This is a genomic window from Burkholderia sp. 567, from assembly GCF_040545115.1.
Classification (GTDB): Bacteria; Pseudomonadota; Gammaproteobacteria; order Burkholderiales; family Burkholderiaceae; genus Burkholderia; species Burkholderia ambifaria.
Genome location: NZ_JBEPLG010000001.1, coordinates 505,159 through 519,811 on the forward strand (window position 1 = coordinate 505,159; position 14,653 = coordinate 519,811).

Genomic DNA, 14,653 nt, shown 5'->3' on the forward strand with positions numbered 1-14,653 from the left:
TACCGGAACATCTATGAAAATCACCATCATCGGCACCGGCTATGTCGGTCTTGTCACGGGCTCCTGTCTCGCCGAGATCGGCCACGACGTCTTTTGCCTGGATGTCGATCCGCGCAAGATCGACATCCTGAACAACGGCGGGATGCCGATTCACGAACCGGGCCTGCTGGACATCATCGCGCGCAACCGCGCGGCTGGGCGTCTGCGCTTCTCGACCGACATCGCGGCGAGCGTCGCGCACGGCGAGATCCAGTTCATCGCGGTCGGCACGCCGCCCGACGAGGACGGGTCGGCCGACCTGCAATACGTGCTCGAGGCCGCGCGCAACATCGGCCGTCACATGACGGGTTTCAAGGTGATCGTCGACAAGTCGACGGTGCCGGTCGGCACCGCGCAGCGCGTGCGTGCGGTGGTCGACGAGGCGCTCGGCGCCCGCGGGCTCGCGGGCAGCGTCGCGCACCGGTTCTCGGTCGTCTCGAATCCTGAATTCCTGAAGGAAGGCGCGGCAGTCGAAGACTTCATGCGCCCGGACCGCATCATCATCGGCGTCGACGACGACGAGACGGGCACCGTGGCGCGCGAGAAGATGAAGAAGCTGTATGCGCCGTTCAACCGCAACCACGAACGCACGATCTACATGGACGTGCGTTCGGCGGAATTCGCCAAGTATGCGGCGAATGCGATGCTCGCGACGCGTATCTCGTTCATGAACGAGATGTCGAATCTCGCCGACAAGGTCGGCGCCGACATCGAAGCCGTGCGCCGCGGGATCGGCTCCGATCCGCGCATCGGCTATCACTTCCTGTACGCGGGCGTCGGTTACGGTGGCTCGTGCTTCCCGAAGGACGTGCAGGCGCTGATCCGCACCGCGGGCGAAAACGGCCAGCCGCTGCGCATCCTGGAGGCTGTCGAAGCCGCCAACTCCGCGCAGAAGGACGTGCTGATCGGCAAGATCGAGCAGCGCTTCGGCGCGGACCTCACCGGTCGCGAATTCGCGGTCTGGGGCCTCGCGTTCAAGCCGAATACGGACGACATGCGCGAGGCGCCGAGCCGCCGGCTGATCGCCGCGCTGCTCGAGCGTGGCGCGACCGTGCGCGCGTACGATCCGGTCGCGATCGACGAAGCGCGCCGTGTGTTCGCGCTCGATCTTGGCGAGGCTTCCGACGCGCTTGCGCGCCTCCATTTCGTCGATACCCAGGACGCAGCCGTGATCGCCGCGGATGCGCTCGTGATCGTCACCGAGTGGAAGGAATTCAGGAGCCCGGATTTCACGCGCCTGAAGGCCGAGCTGAAGGCGCCGGTGATCTTCGACGGGCGCAACCTGTACGAGCCGGACGCGATGGCCGAACTCGGCATCGACTACCATGCGATCGGGCGTCCGCATGTCGCTCCCCAGTCTTCCTCCCGTGGATGAACGCACGATGACTACCCTTCGAGAAGTGGTGCCGGTACCGCGTGCGCAGCTCGCGGGTTCGCGCGTGCTCGTCGTCGGGGACGTGATGCTCGACCGCTACTGGTTCGGCAACGTCGACCGCATTTCGCCGGAAGCGCCGGTGCCCGTCGTGCATGTGCAGCGTCAGGAGGAGCGCCTCGGCGGCGCGGCCAACGTCGCGCGCAACGCCGTGACGCTCGGCGGTCAGGCCGGGCTCTTGTGCGTGGTCGGCTGTGACGAACCGGGCGAGCGGATCGTCGAGTTGCTCGACAGCAGCGGCGTGACGCCTCATCTGGAGCGCGATGCGTCGCTGCCGACGACGATCAAGCTGCGCGTGCTCGCGCGTCAGCAGCAGTTGTTGCGGGTCGACTTCGAGGCGATGCCGAAGCACGAGGTGCTGCTCGCGGGGCTCGCGCGTTTCGATGTACTGCTGCCGCAGCACGACGTCGTGCTGATGTCGGATTACGCGAAAGGCGGCCTGACGCACGTGACGACGATGATCGACAAGGCCCGCGCGGCCGGCAAGCCGGTGCTCGTCGATCCGAAGGGTGGCGACTGGGCGCGCTATCGCGGCGCATCGCTGATCACGCCGAACCGCGCCGAGCTGCGCGAAGTCGTCGGTCAGTGGCAATCGGAAGACGACCTGCGCGCGCGCGTCGCCAGGCTGCGTGCGGATCTCGATCTCGACGCGCTGCTGCTCACGCGTTCGGAGGAGGGGATGACGCTTTTTTCCGCAAACGGCGAACTGCATGCCCCGGCGCTCGCGCGCGAGGTGTATGACGTATCCGGCGCGGGCGATACCGTGATCGCGACGGTCGCGACGATGCTCGGCGCCGGCGTGCCGCTCGTCGATGCCGTCGTGCTCGCGAACCGTGCGGCAGGCATCGTGGTCGGCAAGCTCGGTACGGCCACGGTAGACTACGACGAACTGTTTCACTGAGCATATTCGGCGGCGCGCCGCACGGATGTCTCGCAATTTTTCAGGCAGAACGATCATGACCGTCATCGTCACCGGCGCAGCCGGTTTTATCGGCGCGAACATCGTCAAGGCGCTCAACGAGCGCGGCGAGTCGCGCATCATCGCGGTCGACAATCTGACGCGCGCGGACAAGTTCCGCAACCTCGTCGATTGCGAGATCGACGACTATCTCGACAAGACGGAATTCGTCGAGCGCTTCACGCGCGGCGATTTCGGCAAGGTACGCGCGGTGTTCCACGAAGGCGCCTGTTCGGACACGATGGAAACCGACGGCCGCTACATGATGGACAATAACTTCCGCTACAGCCGCGCGGTGCTCGACGCGTGCCTCGCGCAGGGCGCGCAGTTCCTGTACGCGTCGTCGGCCGCGACTTACGGCGGCTCGACGCGGTTCGTCGAGGAGCGCGAGGTCGAGGCGCCGCTGAACGTCTACGGCTATTCGAAGTTCCTGTTCGACCAGGTGATCCGCCGCGTGCTGCCGAGCGCGAAGAGCCAGATCGCCGGGTTCCGCTACTTCAACGTGTACGGCCCGCGCGAGACGCACAAGGGCCGCATGGCATCGGTCGCGTTCCACAACTTCAACCAGTTCCGCGCGGAAGGCAAGGTCAAGCTGTTCGGCGAGTACAACGGTTATGCGCCGGGCGAGCAGACGCGCGATTTCGTGTCGGTCGAGGACGTCGCGAAAGTGAACCTGTTCTTCTTCGATCATCCGGAGAAGTCGGGCATCTTCAACCTCGGCACCGGCCGTGCGCAACCGTTCAACGACGTCGCATCGACGGTCGTGAACACGTTGCGCGCGCTCGACAACCTGCCGCCGTTGACGCTCGCGCAGCAGGTCGAGCAAGGGCTGATCGAATACGTGGCGTTCCCCGACGCGCTGCGCGGCAAGTACCAGTGCTTCACGCAGGCCGACCAGACGAAGCTGCGTGGTGCCGGCTACGATGCGCCGTTCCTGACGGTGCAGGAAGGTGTCGACCGCTACGTGCGTTGGCTGTCCGGCCAGGTTTAAACGCACGCGCTGCCTCGCTAGACTGGGTCTCACGGTCGGCAGCCGCCGATCGTTTTCATCGGAGATCCAGCACATGATCAAAAAATGGTTTGCCGCGGCCGCGATGCTCGGCGCGATCGCGTCGGCATGGGCGGCCGTCGACGTCAACACCGCGAATGAAGATGCACTGGTCGGCATCAAGGGCATTGGTCCCGCGCGGGCAAAGGCGATTCTCGACGAGCGCGGCGCACGCGGGCCGTTCAGGAATGCAGAAGATCTCGCGTCGCGCGTGAAAGGCATGGGCGGCCATACGGTCGAGCGCCTTCAGCAGGAAGGGCTGACGATCGGCGCGGCCGCTTCGGTCGCGACGGCCCCGGCCGCCGGCAAGCCGGCTGCGGCGAAACCTGCCGCGGCGCCTGCCCGCACCGCGCAGAAGTAACGCACACCAGACGAAAGGCTCCTTCAGTCGCCGTCTTGCGACGGCTTCCCGCGGCATGCCGCGGGTTTTTTGCGTCATGCGTCATGCGGCAGACCTATTCCATCGTCGCGATGGGGTTGCCGGCGCGCGCCCCCGCGCTGGTTTACAATCGACTGATTGATCGGCCTCGCACTCACGGTATCTCCATGGCTTACAAAACTATCGAAGACACGATCGGCAACACGCCGCTCGTGCAACTGGTCCGCCTGCCGGACGACGAGATTCGCGCACGCAACAACGTGGTGCTCGCCAAGCTGGAAGGCAACAATCCGGCGGGGTCCGTGAAGGATCGCCCGGCGCTGTCGATGATCAGCAAGGCCGAGGCGCGCGGTCGCATCAAGCCGGGCGATACGCTGATCGAGGCGACGAGCGGCAACACCGGCATCGCGCTCGCGATGGCCGCGGCCATCCGTGGCTACAAGATGGTGCTGGTCATGCCCGAGGATCTGTCGGTCGAGCGCCGCCAGAGCATGGCCGCTTACGGCGCCGAAATCATCCTGACGCCGGTAAAGGGCGGGATGGAACTGGCGCGCGACCTCGCGGAGCAGATGCAGCGCGAAGGCAAGGGCGTGATCCTCGATCAGTTCGGGAACCCCGACAATCCGGTCGCGCACTACGAAGGAACGGGCCCGGAGATCTGGCGCGACACCGAAGGGCGCATCACGCACTTCGTGTCGGCGATGGGCACGACGGGCACGATCATGGGCACGTCGCGCTATCTGAAGGAACAGAATCCGGCGATCGAGATCGTCGGCGCGCAGCCGGAAGAGGGGTCGCGCATTCCGGGCATTCGCAAATGGCCGGAAGCCTACATGCCGACGATCTTCGATCGCAGCCGCGTCGATCGCGTCGAGAGCGTGAGCCAGGCCGCGTCGGAGACGATGGCGCGCCGGCTCGCGGCCGTCGAAGGCATCTTTGCCGGCATTTCGTCGGGCGGCGCGTGCGAAGTCGCGATGCGCATCGCCCGCCAGGTCGAGAACGCGACGATCGTGTTCATCGTTTGCGACCGCGGCGACCGCTATCTGTCGACCGGCGTGTTTCCTGCCTGAGCCCGATCGGCGTCCGCTGCGTCGAACGATAAAAAAACGCCGCATCAGCGGCGTTTTTTCTTTGCGCGGGCCGGGCTTACTGCGCCGGCGTCTCCGTATCCGCGGCCGGCAGCGGCAGCGCGCCGTTCGCTTCCATCTGCGCCTTCACGGCTTCGCCGAGCTGGTACACGGTGAGCGCGTAGAAGAAGCTGCGGTTGTAACGCGTCAGCACGTAGAAATTCTTCAGGCCGAGCATGTATTCGGTCGCGCGTCCCGGCGACGGCAGGTCGACCACGGTGACCGGCGTGCCGCCTTCGGTGGTGATGTTGACCGTCGGCTCGTTGAGGGTCAGGCCGGCGCGCAGCAGTTGCGACAGCGCCCAGTGCGGCTCGGGCTGACCGTCCGCCGCTGCCTGCGCGATGCCGAGGCTGCCCGTGTCGGGCGTGATGCGCCAGACCACCGGGCGATCGGTCTCCCAGCCATGCTGCTTCAGGTAGTTCGCGACGCTGCCGATCGCATCGGCAGGACTGCTGCGCAGATCGACGTGGCCGCCGTCGTAGTCGACCGCATACTGGCGGATGCTGCTCGGCAGGAACTGCGGGATGCCGATCGCACCCGTGTACGAGCCGAGCACGGTGGTCGGGTCGAGCTGGTTGTCGCGAGTCCAGACCAGGAAGTCCTCGAGATTCTTGCGGAACGTTGCCTGGCGGCTGTCGCGATTCGGCGTGTCCGGATAGTCGAACGTGAGCGTGGTCAGCGTATCGAGCACGCGGAAGTTGCCCATGTAGCGGCCATAGATCGTTTCGACACCGATGATGCCGACGATCACTTCGGGCGGCACGCCGAATTCCCGGGACGCGCGCTGCAGCGTCGCCTGGTTCGCCTTCCAGAATTTCACGCCCGCGTTGATGCGGATCGGCTCGATGAAGCGCGAACGATAGACGCTCCAGTTCTTCACCGAAGGCGTCGGCGCCGGCTTCACGAGCTTCACGGCGGTGGCCGAGTAGCTGATGCGTGAGAACAGCGCATGCAGGCTCGCGGAATCGAAGCCGTTGCGGCTCACCATCTCGTCGATGAACGCATCGACCTTCGCGTTGTTCGCGTAACGCTGCGGAACGATTTCCTCTTCGAAGGTCTGGCCTTGCGACGGCTGCTGCTGCGATTGCTCCTGCGCGACGCGCGTGCCGGAGGACTTCGCAGGCTGCGTCTGCGCGACGGCGGGTGCGGCGGCCAGCGTAGCGGCGACGGCAGCGGCAACGAGCGGAACGCGAACGCGCGACAGTGCGGAGAGAAGGGCGGCAGGCTTGCTGGAATTCATGTCGAAGCGGGCTGACAGGGCGATGGGGTTCGGCGCAGTATACCCGACGCACCCTGCGTGCCGGGGCGATGCAGCGCACCGTTGTGGTAAGTTAGCGGCGAATTCGCGGCAGACGATGGACATCATTGATGGAGACTCGTGGCGCACCTTGCGTCGCGGATGACAGCTTATGGCAACCGCCTTCTATACGCACCCCGATTGCATGCTGCACGAGATGGGGGAATGGCATCCGGAATGCCCGGCCCGACTGTCGGCGATCCAGGATCAGCTGATCGCGAGCCGCATCGACGACCTGATCGTGCACGAAACCGCCCCGTTCGCGAGCGAGGTGGCGCTGGGCCGCGTGCATACGCAGGCCCATATCGACTACATCCGCAGCATGACGCCCGTCGACGGCTACGTCGAGATCGATCCCGACACGCTGATGAACCGCGACACGTGGCGCGCCGCGCTGCGCGCGGCTGGCGCTGCGATCGCGGCGACCGACGCGGTGATCGAAGGCCGCTACGCGAATGCGTTCTGCAGCGTGCGGCCGCCCGGCCATCACGCGGAACCCGCGCGTGCGATGGGCTTCTGCTTCTTCAACAACGTGGCGATCGCCGCGCGGCATGCGCTCGACGTCCACGGTATCGAGCGCGTCGCGATCATCGATTTCGACGTGCACCACGGCAACGGCACCGAAGCCGCGTTCGCGAACGACGAGCGCGTGCTGATGTGCAGCTTCTTCCAGCATCCGCTGTACCCGTTCTCGGGCGCCGATCATCAGGCGCCGAACATGGTCAACCTGCCGATGCCGGCACGCAGCAACGGGATGGCGATCCGCGAAGCGGTCGACATGTTCTGGCTGCCGCGTCTCGACGCGTTCAAGCCGCAGATGCTGTTCGTGTCGGCCGGTTTCGATGCGCATCGCGAGGACGACATCGGCAACCTCGGTCTCGTCGAGGCTGATTTCGAATGGCTGACCGCGCAGGTCGTCGACGTCGCGCGCCGACATGCGCAGGGCCGCATCGTGAGCTGTCTCGAGGGCGGCTACAACCTGTCCGCGCTCGGCCGCAGCGTCGTCGCGCACCTGCGCGTGCTGGCCGGCATTTGACCGGCAGGCAGCGCGGCAGCGCGCGTTCAGCGCGCCGGCACGCGCGCGTGAATCCACGCGATCAGCGCATCGATCACGCGATCGCGCTCGAGATCGTTCATCGTCTCGTGGAACCCGCCTTCGTATAGCGTCAGCGTGCGATCGGGCGAGCCGACGTGGGCGCCGAATGCGAGGCTTCCGTCGGGCTCGGTCAGCTTGTCCTCGGTGCCGTGATAGACGAGCACCGGCACGCGCAGCGCACCGCGGCCGCGCTCGATGCGCGCCATCGCGTCGAGGATTTCGGCACCGGTGCGCGCCGGCACCGCGCCATGGTGCACGAGCGGATCGGCACGATTGGCCGCGACGACGGCCGGATCGCGCGACAGCAGCGCCGCATCGATCCTGATTGCGGGGAAGGTCGGCCATGCGCGGCTGATGAAGCGGCTCATCGCGAGCATCCAGCGCGGCACGTCGCGCCCCGGCGCGAGCGCCGGGCTCGACAGCACGAGGCCGGCCAGCGCGTGGCCGCGGGCCGGCACGCGTTCGATCGCATACAGCGCCGCGACGGCGCCGCCCATGCTGTGTCCCATCAGGAAGAGCGGCGTATCGCCGCAGGCGGCTTCGGCAACGAGTGCATCCGCATCGTTCAGGTAACCGTCGAAGCGCTCGACCCACGCACGTTTGCCGGGCGACTGGCCGTGCCCGCGCAGATCGATCGCCAGCACGTCGATGCCCGACGCGTTCAGTCTGGCCGCCACCGCCGCGTAACGGCCCGCATGTTCGGCGAGGCCGTGCACGAGCGCGAGCGTCGCGCGCGGCGGCACCGTGCCGTCGCCGGCCGGCCAGCGATACGACGCCAGTTCGAGTCCGTCCGCGGTGCGCAGCCGGCCCATGCGCGGAGCGGGCGGCGACGCCGGCTCCGGTGCTGCGGTGATGGGTCCGGCGGCCGGCGTGGTGGTGGCGTTCATCTGGCGGGTCCCCTGTTCGTTGGCATCGGTGTTCCGGATCATAGTCGCCGCATTCGCGAGGCGGGCCAGCAGCGCCCCTCTAATTTCGTCTGGTTATGAAAAGATCGAAATCGATTATTAAGGGGAATGAGGCGTTTGCGGTAAAATCGCCGGCTATTCCAGATGCATCGGCGGCCGACTGGCGGCCCTCGCCAGCCGGCCGCCGTTCTGTTTACATGATCGAATTACGCAATCTGTCTCAGCGTTTCCCCGGCCCGACCGGCTGGGTCGACGCGTTGCACAACGTCAACCTGACGATCCCGCAGGGCGAGGTGTTCGGCATCATCGGCCGAAGCGGCGCCGGCAAGAGCACGCTCGTGCGCACCATCAACCTGCTCACGCGGCCGACCGAAGGCAACGTCGTCGTCGGCGGACGCGATCTCACGCTGCTGCCGGCGGGCGCGCTGCGCGAAGCGCGCCGCGAAATCGGCATGATCTTCCAGCACTTCAACCTGCTGTCGTCACGCACGGTGTTCGACAACGTCGCGCTGCCGCTCGAGCTGGCCGGTGCAGGCCGCGCCGACATCGAGGCGGCCGTGCTGCCGCTGCTCGATCTCGTCGGGCTATCCGCGCAGAAGGACCGCTATCCGGCGCAGATCAGCGGCGGCCAGAAGCAGCGCGTCGGCATCGCGCGCGCGCTCGCGAGCAAGCCGCAGGTGCTGCTGTCGGACGAAGCGACGTCGGCGCTCGACCCAGAGACCACGCGCTCGATCCTCGATCTGCTCAAGCGCATCAATCGCGAGCTCGGCCTGACGATCGTGCTGATCACCCACCAGATGGAAGTGATCAAGCAGGTGTGCGATCGCGTGGCGGTGCTCGACGCCGGCCGCGTGGTCGAAGAAGGCCGCGTGATCGACGTGTTCCTGCAGCCGCATCACGAAGTGACGCGCGCGCTGATCGGCGACGTGATCGCGCAGGAGCTGCCGCCGGCGCTGAAGGCGCGGGTGGCCGAGCGGCTGAAGACAGGCAGCGGGCATTTGCTGCGGCTGGCGTTCACCGGCTCGGGTGTCGATCAGCCGATCCTGTCGGAGACGATCCGCCGGTACGAACTCGATTTCAACATCCTGCACGGCCAGATCGACGAGATCCAGGGGCAGGCGTTCGGGTCGCTCGCGGTGCTCGCGGGCGGCGAACCGGGCAAGGTCGGGCAGGCGCTCGCGTTCCTGCGCGAGCAAGGTGTGGTGGTAGAGGAGCTTTCGTATGTTGAGTGAGATGTTCGATATGTTCGTGCAGTCGTTCTGGGAGACGCTGATCATGGTCGGCATCTCGGGAGCGGTCGGCGCGCTCGTCGGGCTGCCGCTAGGCGTGCTGCTGTACCTGACCGACCGTCAGGGCGTGCTGCAGAACCTCGGCCTGAATCGCGTGCTCGGCGGCATCGTGAACGCGGTGCGCTCGACGCCGTTCATCATCCTGCTGGTCGCGGTCATTCCGCTCACGCGGCTCGTCACGGGGTCGTCGATCGGCACGGCCGCGGCGGTCGTGCCGCTGACGCTCGCGGCCGCGCCGTTCGTCGCGCGGCTGGTCGAGACCGCGTTGCGCGAGGTCGACCGCGGGCTGATCGAGGCCGCGCAGTCGATGGGCGCGACGACGTCGCAGATCGTGTTCAAGGTGCTGCTGCCCGAATCGCTGCCGGGCATCGTCGCGGGCCTGACGATCACGTTCGTGTCGCTCGTCGGCTATTCGGCGATGGCCGGTGCGATCGGCGGCGGCGGGCTCGGCGATCTGGGCATCCGCTACGGCTATCAGCGCTATCTGCCGGAAGTGATGTGGACGGTCGTCGCGATCCTGATCGTGTTCGTGCAGATCGTGCAATCGTTCGGCGACTGGCTCGTGCGCCGGCTGAGCCACAAGTAAAACGACATTCATCCATTTGGGGGAGACGATGCAACGACGTTTCATGCTGAAGTTCGCGGCCGCACTCGGCGCGGCCGCGCTGTTCGTGAGCGCACATGCGCAGGCCGAAACCATCAAGGTGGGTGTGACGGGCGGCCCGCACGCGCAGATCATGGACGTGGTGAAGAAGGTCGCGGCCAAGAGCGGCCTCGACATCCGCGTCGTCGAATTTTCCGATTACGTGCAGCCGAACGCGGCGCTCGCGTCAGGCGATCTGGACGCGAACAGCTACCAGCACGATCCGTATCTGCAGGCGCAGGTGAAGGATCGCGGCTACAAGCTGATCAAGGTCGCCGAGACGGTCACGTTTCCGATGGGCGTCTATTCGAAGCGCGTGAAGTCGCTTGCCGAGCTCAAGCCCGGCGCGCGCATCGCGGTGCCGAACGACCCGACCAACGGCGGCCGCGCGCTGCTGTTGCTGCAGAAGCAGGGGCTCCTGAAGCTGCGCGCGGACGCAGGCCTCAAGGCGACGCCGCTCGACATCGTCGACAATCCGCGCAAGCTGAAGATCGTCGAGCTCGACGCGGCGCAGATTCCGCGCTCGCTGGCAGACGTCGACGCGGCCGCGATCAACACCAACTACGCGATGGAAGCGGGGTTGAAACCGAAGCAGGACGCGATCGCGATCGAGGGCCCGAACGGTCCGTACGCGAACGTTCTCGCGATCCGCGACGCCGACCGGAGCAAGCCGTGGGTCGCGAAGCTGGTCGCGGCCTACCATTCGGCGGAAGTGAAGCAGTTCATCGAACAGAAGTTCGGCGGGGCGGTCATCGCCGCTTGGTAACACGATGTACAGGGCGCGCCCGGCGAGATTAGAGTCGATGATCGAAAACCCGGGCTTTGCGTCCGGGTTTTTTCTCTTTTAAAATAGAACGACCGTTCGCTATTGCCGGCGCGCCGAAGAGGAGCGCTATCCTCGATAGCCGCGATGGATGGGTCCGCTGGGCCGCGCAGTCACGAGGCCTCGCTATAGAATGGCCTCTGGTCGTATTCGTAACTTTGGAGCGTGTGCATGAAAATCCTGGTGCCAGTGAAAAGAGTGGTCGATTACAACGTGAAGGTCCGCGTGAAGTCGGACAACACGGGCGTCGACATCGCGAACGTGAAGATGTCGATGAACCCGTTCGACGAAATCGCGGTGGAAGAAGCGGTGCGCCTGAAGGAAGCGGGCGTGGCGACCGAAGTGATCGCGGTGTCGGTCGGTGTCGCGCAAGCGCAGGAAACGCTGCGCACGGCGCTGGCGATCGGCGCGGATCGCGCGATCCTGGTGGAATCGAACGACAGCGTCGAGCCGCTGGCCGTCGCGAAGATTCTGAAAGCGCTGGTCGACAAGGAGCAGCCGCAGCTGGTGATCCTCGGCAAGCAGGCGATCGACGACGATTCGAACCAGACGGGCCAGATGCTGGCCGCGCTGGCAGGTCTCCCGCAAGCGACGTTCGCGTCGAAGGTGACGATCGCCGACGGCAAGGCCACGGTCGCACGTGAAGTCGACGGCGGCGCGGAAACGCTGTCGCTGACGCTGCCGGCGGTGGTCACGACCGACCTGCGCCTGAACGAGCCGCGTTACGTGACGCTGCCGAACATCATGAAGGCGAAGAAGAAGCCGCTGGAAAACGTGAAGCCGGAAGACCTCGGCGTGGACGTCGCGCCGCGTCTGAAGACGCTGAAGGTGGCCGAGCCGCCGAAGCGCGCTGCCGGCGTGAAGGTGCCGGACGTGAAGACGCTGGTCGAGAAGCTGAAGACCGAAGCCAAGGTGCTGTAAGAGGGAGCGGAAAGAAATGACGATTCTGGTGATTGCAGAACACGACAACGCGTCGATCAAGGCCGCGACGCTGAACACGGTGGCGGCGGCCGCGAAGATCGGCGGCGACATTCACGTGCTGGTCGCGGGCCACAACGCGCAAGGCGCAGCCGACGCGGCCGCGAAGATCGCGGGTGTGTCGAAGGTGCTGCTGGCCGACGCGCCGCAGCTCGAAGCGGGCCTGGCGGAAAACGTCGAAGCGACCGCGCTGAACATCGCGAAGGATTACTCGCACATCCTCGCGCCGGCCACGGCCTACGGCAAGAACATCGCGCCGCGTATCGCCGCGAAGCTGGACGTCGCGCAGATCTCGGACATCACGGCAGTCGATTCGGCTGACACGTTCGAGCGCCCGATCTACGCGGGCAACGCGATCGCGACGGTGCAGTCGAGCGACCCGATCAAGGTGATCACGGTGCGTGCAACGGGTTTCGATCCGGTAGCGGCCGAAGGCGGCAGCGCATCGGTCGAGAAGATCGAAGCGGCGGCCGATGCAGGCAAGTCGCAATTCGTGAGCCGTGAAGTGACGAAGCTGGACCGTCCGGAACTCACCAGCGCGAACATCATCGTGTCGGGCGGCCGCGGTCTGGGCAGCGGCGAGAACTACACGAAGGTGCTCGAGCCGCTGGCGGACAAGCTGTCGGCGGCACTCGGTGCGTCGCGCGCGGCAGTCGACGCCGGCTACGTGCCGAACGACTACCAAGTCGGCCAGACCGGCAAGATCGTCGCGCCGCAGCTGTACATCGCGGTCGGCATCTCGGGTGCGATCCAGCATCTGGCCGGCATGAAGGATTCGAAGGTGATCGTCGCGATCAACAAGGATCCGGAAGCACCGATCTTCAGCGTGGCCGACTATGGCCTCGTCGGCGATCTGTTCGCGCTCGTGCCGGAGCTCGTGAGCGAGCTCGGCTGACGCGACGCGCCGCTTCGGCGGTAAGCATGCAGCAAGACAAGGGGCGCGATGAGCGCCCCTTTTTTTGTGGCGTGCAGGTGAAGGCGGGGTGTTCTGCGATGGACCGAGCCGCGATTGCGCAACGCTGCGGGGAGCATGCTCTTGTGCAGGCAGGCAGGCAGCCCCGCAGCGTCGATCGTTGGCGGGAAGAGCAACGAATGTGGGCGCGCTTGCGCAAGCCCGCTCCGGCGCCGGCAACGCGTTCGCTGCAACGAAAAAGGCGCCCCGCAAGGGGCGCCTTTCGATCGATGCCGGCCGCCCTGCGTCGCCGCGGGCCGTTCCGGCTTATGCGTATGCCGGGCGCGTCTGGCCGGCCACGTCCTTCAGGTAGCGATGCACCGACAGGTCGTCGGCCTGAATCGCCGGCTTCTTGCCCGAGATCAGGTCGGCGAGCAACTGGCCCGACCCGCACGACATCGTCCAGCCGAGCGTGCCGTGGCCGGTGTTCAGGAACAGGTTCGAGACCGGCGTGCGGCCGACGATCGGCGTGCCGTCCGGCGTCATCGGGCGCAGGCCCGTCCAGAACGTTGCCTTCGACGTATCGCCGCCGCCTGGGAACAGGTCGTTCACGCACATTTCGAGCGTTTCGCGGCGCGCGGCACGCAGGTTCTTGTCGAAGCCGACGATCTCGGCCATGCCGCCGACGCGGATGCGCTGGTCGAAACGTGTGATGGCGATCTTGTAGGTCTCGTCGAGCACCGTCGATACGGGGGCCGCCGCGTCGTTGACGATCGGCGCGGTGATCGAATAGCCCTTCAGCGGATAGACGGGGATCTTCATCAGGTTCGAGATGAAGCTGGTCGAGTACGAGCCGAGCGCGACGACATACGCATCCGCGCGCACCGTCTCGCTGCCGCACTGCACACCGGCGATCCTCCCGCCCGCGATCGCGAGCGAGTCGATCGGCGTGTTGTAGCGGAACTTCACGCCGAGCGATTCCGCAAGCGCCGCGAGGCGCGTCGTGAACAGCTGGCAGTCGCCCGTTTCGTCGCCCGGCAGGCGCAGGCCGCCCGTCAGCTTGTGCGACACGGCGGCGAGCGCCGGTTCGGCGTTCTTCAATTCGGCCGGCGACAGCAGTTCGAACGGCACGTTGGCTTCCTGCAGCACCGCGATGTCCTTCGCCGCGCCGTCGAGTTGCTGTTGCGTGCGGAACAGTTGCAGGGTGCCGCCCGTGCGCCCTTCGTACTGGATGCCCGTATCGGCTCGCAGCGCCTGCAGGCAATCGCGACTATATTCGGCGAGGCGGACCATGCGGCCCTTGTTGACTGCGTAGCGGTCGGCCGTGCAGTTGCGCAGCATCTGCCACATCCACTGGAGCTGGAAACGCGTGCCGTCGAGGCGGATCGCGAGCGGCGCGTGCTTCTCGAACATCCACTTGACGGCCTTCAGCGGCACGCCGGGCGCGGCCCACGGAGCCGCATAGCCGGGCGAGATCTGGCCGGCGTTCGCGAAGCTCGTCTCGAGCGCCGGGCCGGCCTCGCGGTCGATCACCGTGACTTCATGACCGGCGCGCGCGAGGTAATACGCGCTTGCCACGCCCACCACACCGCTGCCCAGAACGACGACTCGCATAGCTGCTCCAGATGGAAGGGATCAGGTCGAGGCCGGGCGCACCTGCGTCTCCGTGTAACCTCTAGCTGATCTAGTTTTTTGAGCTATGGTATTGTCGAATGTGCAGGTTTTGTTATCGTATTTTTCAGGTTTT

General features: G+C 66.1%; 14 protein-coding genes. 11 read left to right on the forward strand and 3 right to left on the reverse strand.

Annotated features, from left to right (window positions below):
• Positions 1 to 13: 13 nt before the first annotated feature.
• From ABIC50_RS02400 to cysM, 5 genes are all read left to right on the forward strand, one after another.
• Positions 14 to 1,414, forward strand: a complete 1,401-nt coding sequence (locus ABIC50_RS02400) for a UDP-glucose dehydrogenase family protein (RefSeq protein WP_175735009.1) — start codon at positions 14 to 16, stop codon at positions 1,412 to 1,414.
• A 7-nt stretch (positions 1,415 to 1,421) separates the two neighbouring features.
• Positions 1,422 to 2,372 carry a D-glycero-beta-D-manno-heptose-7-phosphate kinase gene (gene rfaE1, locus ABIC50_RS02405; protein ID WP_011656282.1) on the forward strand — a complete coding sequence of 317 codons (951 nt, stop codon included), beginning with the start codon at positions 1,422 to 1,424 and terminating at the stop codon, positions 2,370 to 2,372.
• Positions 2,373 to 2,427: 55 nt separating this feature from the next.
• Positions 2,428 to 3,420 (forward strand): ADP-glyceromanno-heptose 6-epimerase, encoded by a 993-nt coding sequence (rfaD, locus tag ABIC50_RS02410; protein ID WP_105833414.1) that lies wholly within the window; start codon positions 2,428 to 2,430, stop codon positions 3,418 to 3,420.
• 73 nt (positions 3,421 to 3,493) lie between these two features.
• Positions 3,494 to 3,838, forward strand: a complete 345-nt coding sequence (locus tag ABIC50_RS02415; protein ID WP_212119016.1) for a ComEA family DNA-binding protein — start codon at positions 3,494 to 3,496, stop codon at positions 3,836 to 3,838.
• 185 nt (positions 3,839 to 4,023) lie between these two features.
• Positions 4,024 to 4,926 carry a cysteine synthase CysM gene (cysM, locus tag ABIC50_RS02420; RefSeq protein WP_011656285.1) on the forward strand — a complete coding sequence of 301 codons (903 nt, stop codon included), beginning with the start codon at positions 4,024 to 4,026 and terminating at the stop codon, positions 4,924 to 4,926.
• A gap of 76 nt (positions 4,927 to 5,002) precedes the next feature.
• Here the strand turns inward: cysM and mltB are convergent, their stop codons facing one another.
• Complete coding sequence (mltB, locus tag ABIC50_RS02425; protein ID WP_175713906.1) at positions 5,003 to 6,349, reverse strand: lytic murein transglycosylase B; 1,347 nt, start codon at positions 6,347 to 6,349, stop codon at positions 5,003 to 5,005.
• 43 nt (positions 6,350 to 6,392) lie between these two features.
• Between mltB and ABIC50_RS02430 the strand changes: the two genes are divergently transcribed.
• The gene (locus tag ABIC50_RS02430) at positions 6,393 to 7,316 is read left to right on the forward strand and encodes a histone deacetylase family protein (protein ID WP_006750743.1); all 924 of its coding nucleotides are present in this window, start codon (positions 6,393 to 6,395) and stop codon (positions 7,314 to 7,316) included.
• 26 nt (positions 7,317 to 7,342) lie between these two features.
• On the opposite strand, the gene ABIC50_RS02435 is transcribed toward ABIC50_RS02430, so the two are convergent.
• Positions 7,343 to 8,263 (reverse strand): alpha/beta hydrolase, encoded by a 921-nt coding sequence (locus ABIC50_RS02435; protein WP_354161400.1) that lies wholly within the window; start codon positions 8,261 to 8,263, stop codon positions 7,343 to 7,345.
• Positions 8,264 to 8,478: 215 nt separating this feature from the next.
• On the opposite strand from ABIC50_RS02435, the gene ABIC50_RS02440 reads away from it, so the two are divergent.
• The 5 genes from ABIC50_RS02440 to ABIC50_RS02460 all read left to right on the forward strand — a co-directional run bounded on the left by ABIC50_RS02440 (position 8,479) and on the right by ABIC50_RS02460 (position 12,909).
• Complete coding sequence (locus ABIC50_RS02440) at positions 8,479 to 9,513, forward strand: methionine ABC transporter ATP-binding protein (RefSeq protein ID WP_105833416.1); 1,035 nt, start codon at positions 8,479 to 8,481, stop codon at positions 9,511 to 9,513.
• Positions 9,503 to 10,156, forward strand: a complete 654-nt coding sequence (locus ABIC50_RS02445; RefSeq protein ID WP_011656289.1) for a methionine ABC transporter permease — start codon at positions 9,503 to 9,505, stop codon at positions 10,154 to 10,156. The genes ABIC50_RS02440 and ABIC50_RS02445 overlap by 11 nt, the downstream gene beginning before the upstream one ends.
• 28 nt (positions 10,157 to 10,184) lie before the next feature.
• Positions 10,185 to 10,979: a MetQ/NlpA family ABC transporter substrate-binding protein gene (locus ABIC50_RS02450; RefSeq protein WP_354161403.1), complete on the forward strand. Its 795-nt coding sequence runs from the start codon at positions 10,185 to 10,187 to the stop codon at positions 10,977 to 10,979.
• Positions 10,980 to 11,207: 228 nt separating this feature from the next.
• On the forward strand, positions 11,208 to 11,957 hold the full coding sequence (locus ABIC50_RS02455) for an electron transfer flavoprotein subunit beta/FixA family protein (protein ID WP_354161406.1): 750 nt from the start codon (positions 11,208 to 11,210) through the stop codon (positions 11,955 to 11,957).
• 16 nt (positions 11,958 to 11,973) lie between these two features.
• On the forward strand, positions 11,974 to 12,909 hold the full coding sequence (locus ABIC50_RS02460) for an electron transfer flavoprotein subunit alpha/FixB family protein (RefSeq protein ID WP_126227367.1): 936 nt from the start codon (positions 11,974 to 11,976) through the stop codon (positions 12,907 to 12,909).
• A gap of 324 nt (positions 12,910 to 13,233) precedes the next feature.
• Here the strand turns inward: ABIC50_RS02460 and ABIC50_RS02465 are convergent, their stop codons facing one another.
• Positions 13,234 to 14,520: a D-amino acid dehydrogenase gene (locus tag ABIC50_RS02465; RefSeq protein ID WP_011656293.1), complete on the reverse strand. Its 1,287-nt coding sequence runs from the start codon at positions 14,518 to 14,520 to the stop codon at positions 13,234 to 13,236.
• Positions 14,521 to 14,653: the final 133 nt, after the last annotated feature.

What these genes read in the sequence shown, in the direction of transcription:
- ABIC50_RS02455 (WP_354161406.1), top strand. Translation starts at nt 11,208, where the DNA reads ATGAAAATCCTGGTGCCAGTGAAAAGAGTGGTCGATTACAACGTGAAG.
- rfaE1 (WP_011656282.1), top strand. Translation starts at nt 1,422, where the DNA reads ATGACTACCCTTCGAGAAGTGGTGCCGGTACCGCGTGCGCAGCTCGCG.
- ABIC50_RS02440 (WP_105833416.1), top strand. Translation starts at nt 8,479, where the DNA reads ATGATCGAATTACGCAATCTGTCTCAGCGTTTCCCCGGCCCGACCGGC.
- ABIC50_RS02415 (WP_212119016.1), top strand. Translation starts at nt 3,494, where the DNA reads ATGATCAAAAAATGGTTTGCCGCGGCCGCGATGCTCGGCGCGATCGCG.
- ABIC50_RS02400 (WP_175735009.1), top strand. Translation starts at nt 14, where the DNA reads ATGAAAATCACCATCATCGGCACCGGCTATGTCGGTCTTGTCACGGGC.
- ABIC50_RS02445 (WP_011656289.1), top strand. Translation starts at nt 9,503, where the DNA reads ATGTTGAGTGAGATGTTCGATATGTTCGTGCAGTCGTTCTGGGAGACG.
- ABIC50_RS02430 (WP_006750743.1), top strand. Translation starts at nt 6,393, where the DNA reads ATGGCAACCGCCTTCTATACGCACCCCGATTGCATGCTGCACGAGATG.
- ABIC50_RS02460 (WP_126227367.1), top strand. Translation starts at nt 11,974, where the DNA reads ATGACGATTCTGGTGATTGCAGAACACGACAACGCGTCGATCAAGGCC.
- ABIC50_RS02435 (WP_354161400.1), bottom strand. Translation starts at nt 8,263, where the DNA reads ATGAACGCCACCACCACGCCGGCCGCCGGACCCATCACCGCAGCACCG.
- mltB (WP_175713906.1), bottom strand. Translation starts at nt 6,349, where the DNA reads ATGATGTCCATCGTCTGCCGCGAATTCGCCGCTAACTTACCACAACGG.
- ABIC50_RS02450 (WP_354161403.1), top strand. Translation starts at nt 10,185, where the DNA reads ATGCAACGACGTTTCATGCTGAAGTTCGCGGCCGCACTCGGCGCGGCC.
- cysM (WP_011656285.1), top strand. Translation starts at nt 4,024, where the DNA reads ATGGCTTACAAAACTATCGAAGACACGATCGGCAACACGCCGCTCGTG.
- ABIC50_RS02465 (WP_011656293.1), bottom strand. Translation starts at nt 14,520, where the DNA reads ATGCGAGTCGTCGTTCTGGGCAGCGGTGTGGTGGGCGTGGCAAGCGCG.
- rfaD (WP_105833414.1), top strand. Translation starts at nt 2,428, where the DNA reads ATGACCGTCATCGTCACCGGCGCAGCCGGTTTTATCGGCGCGAACATC.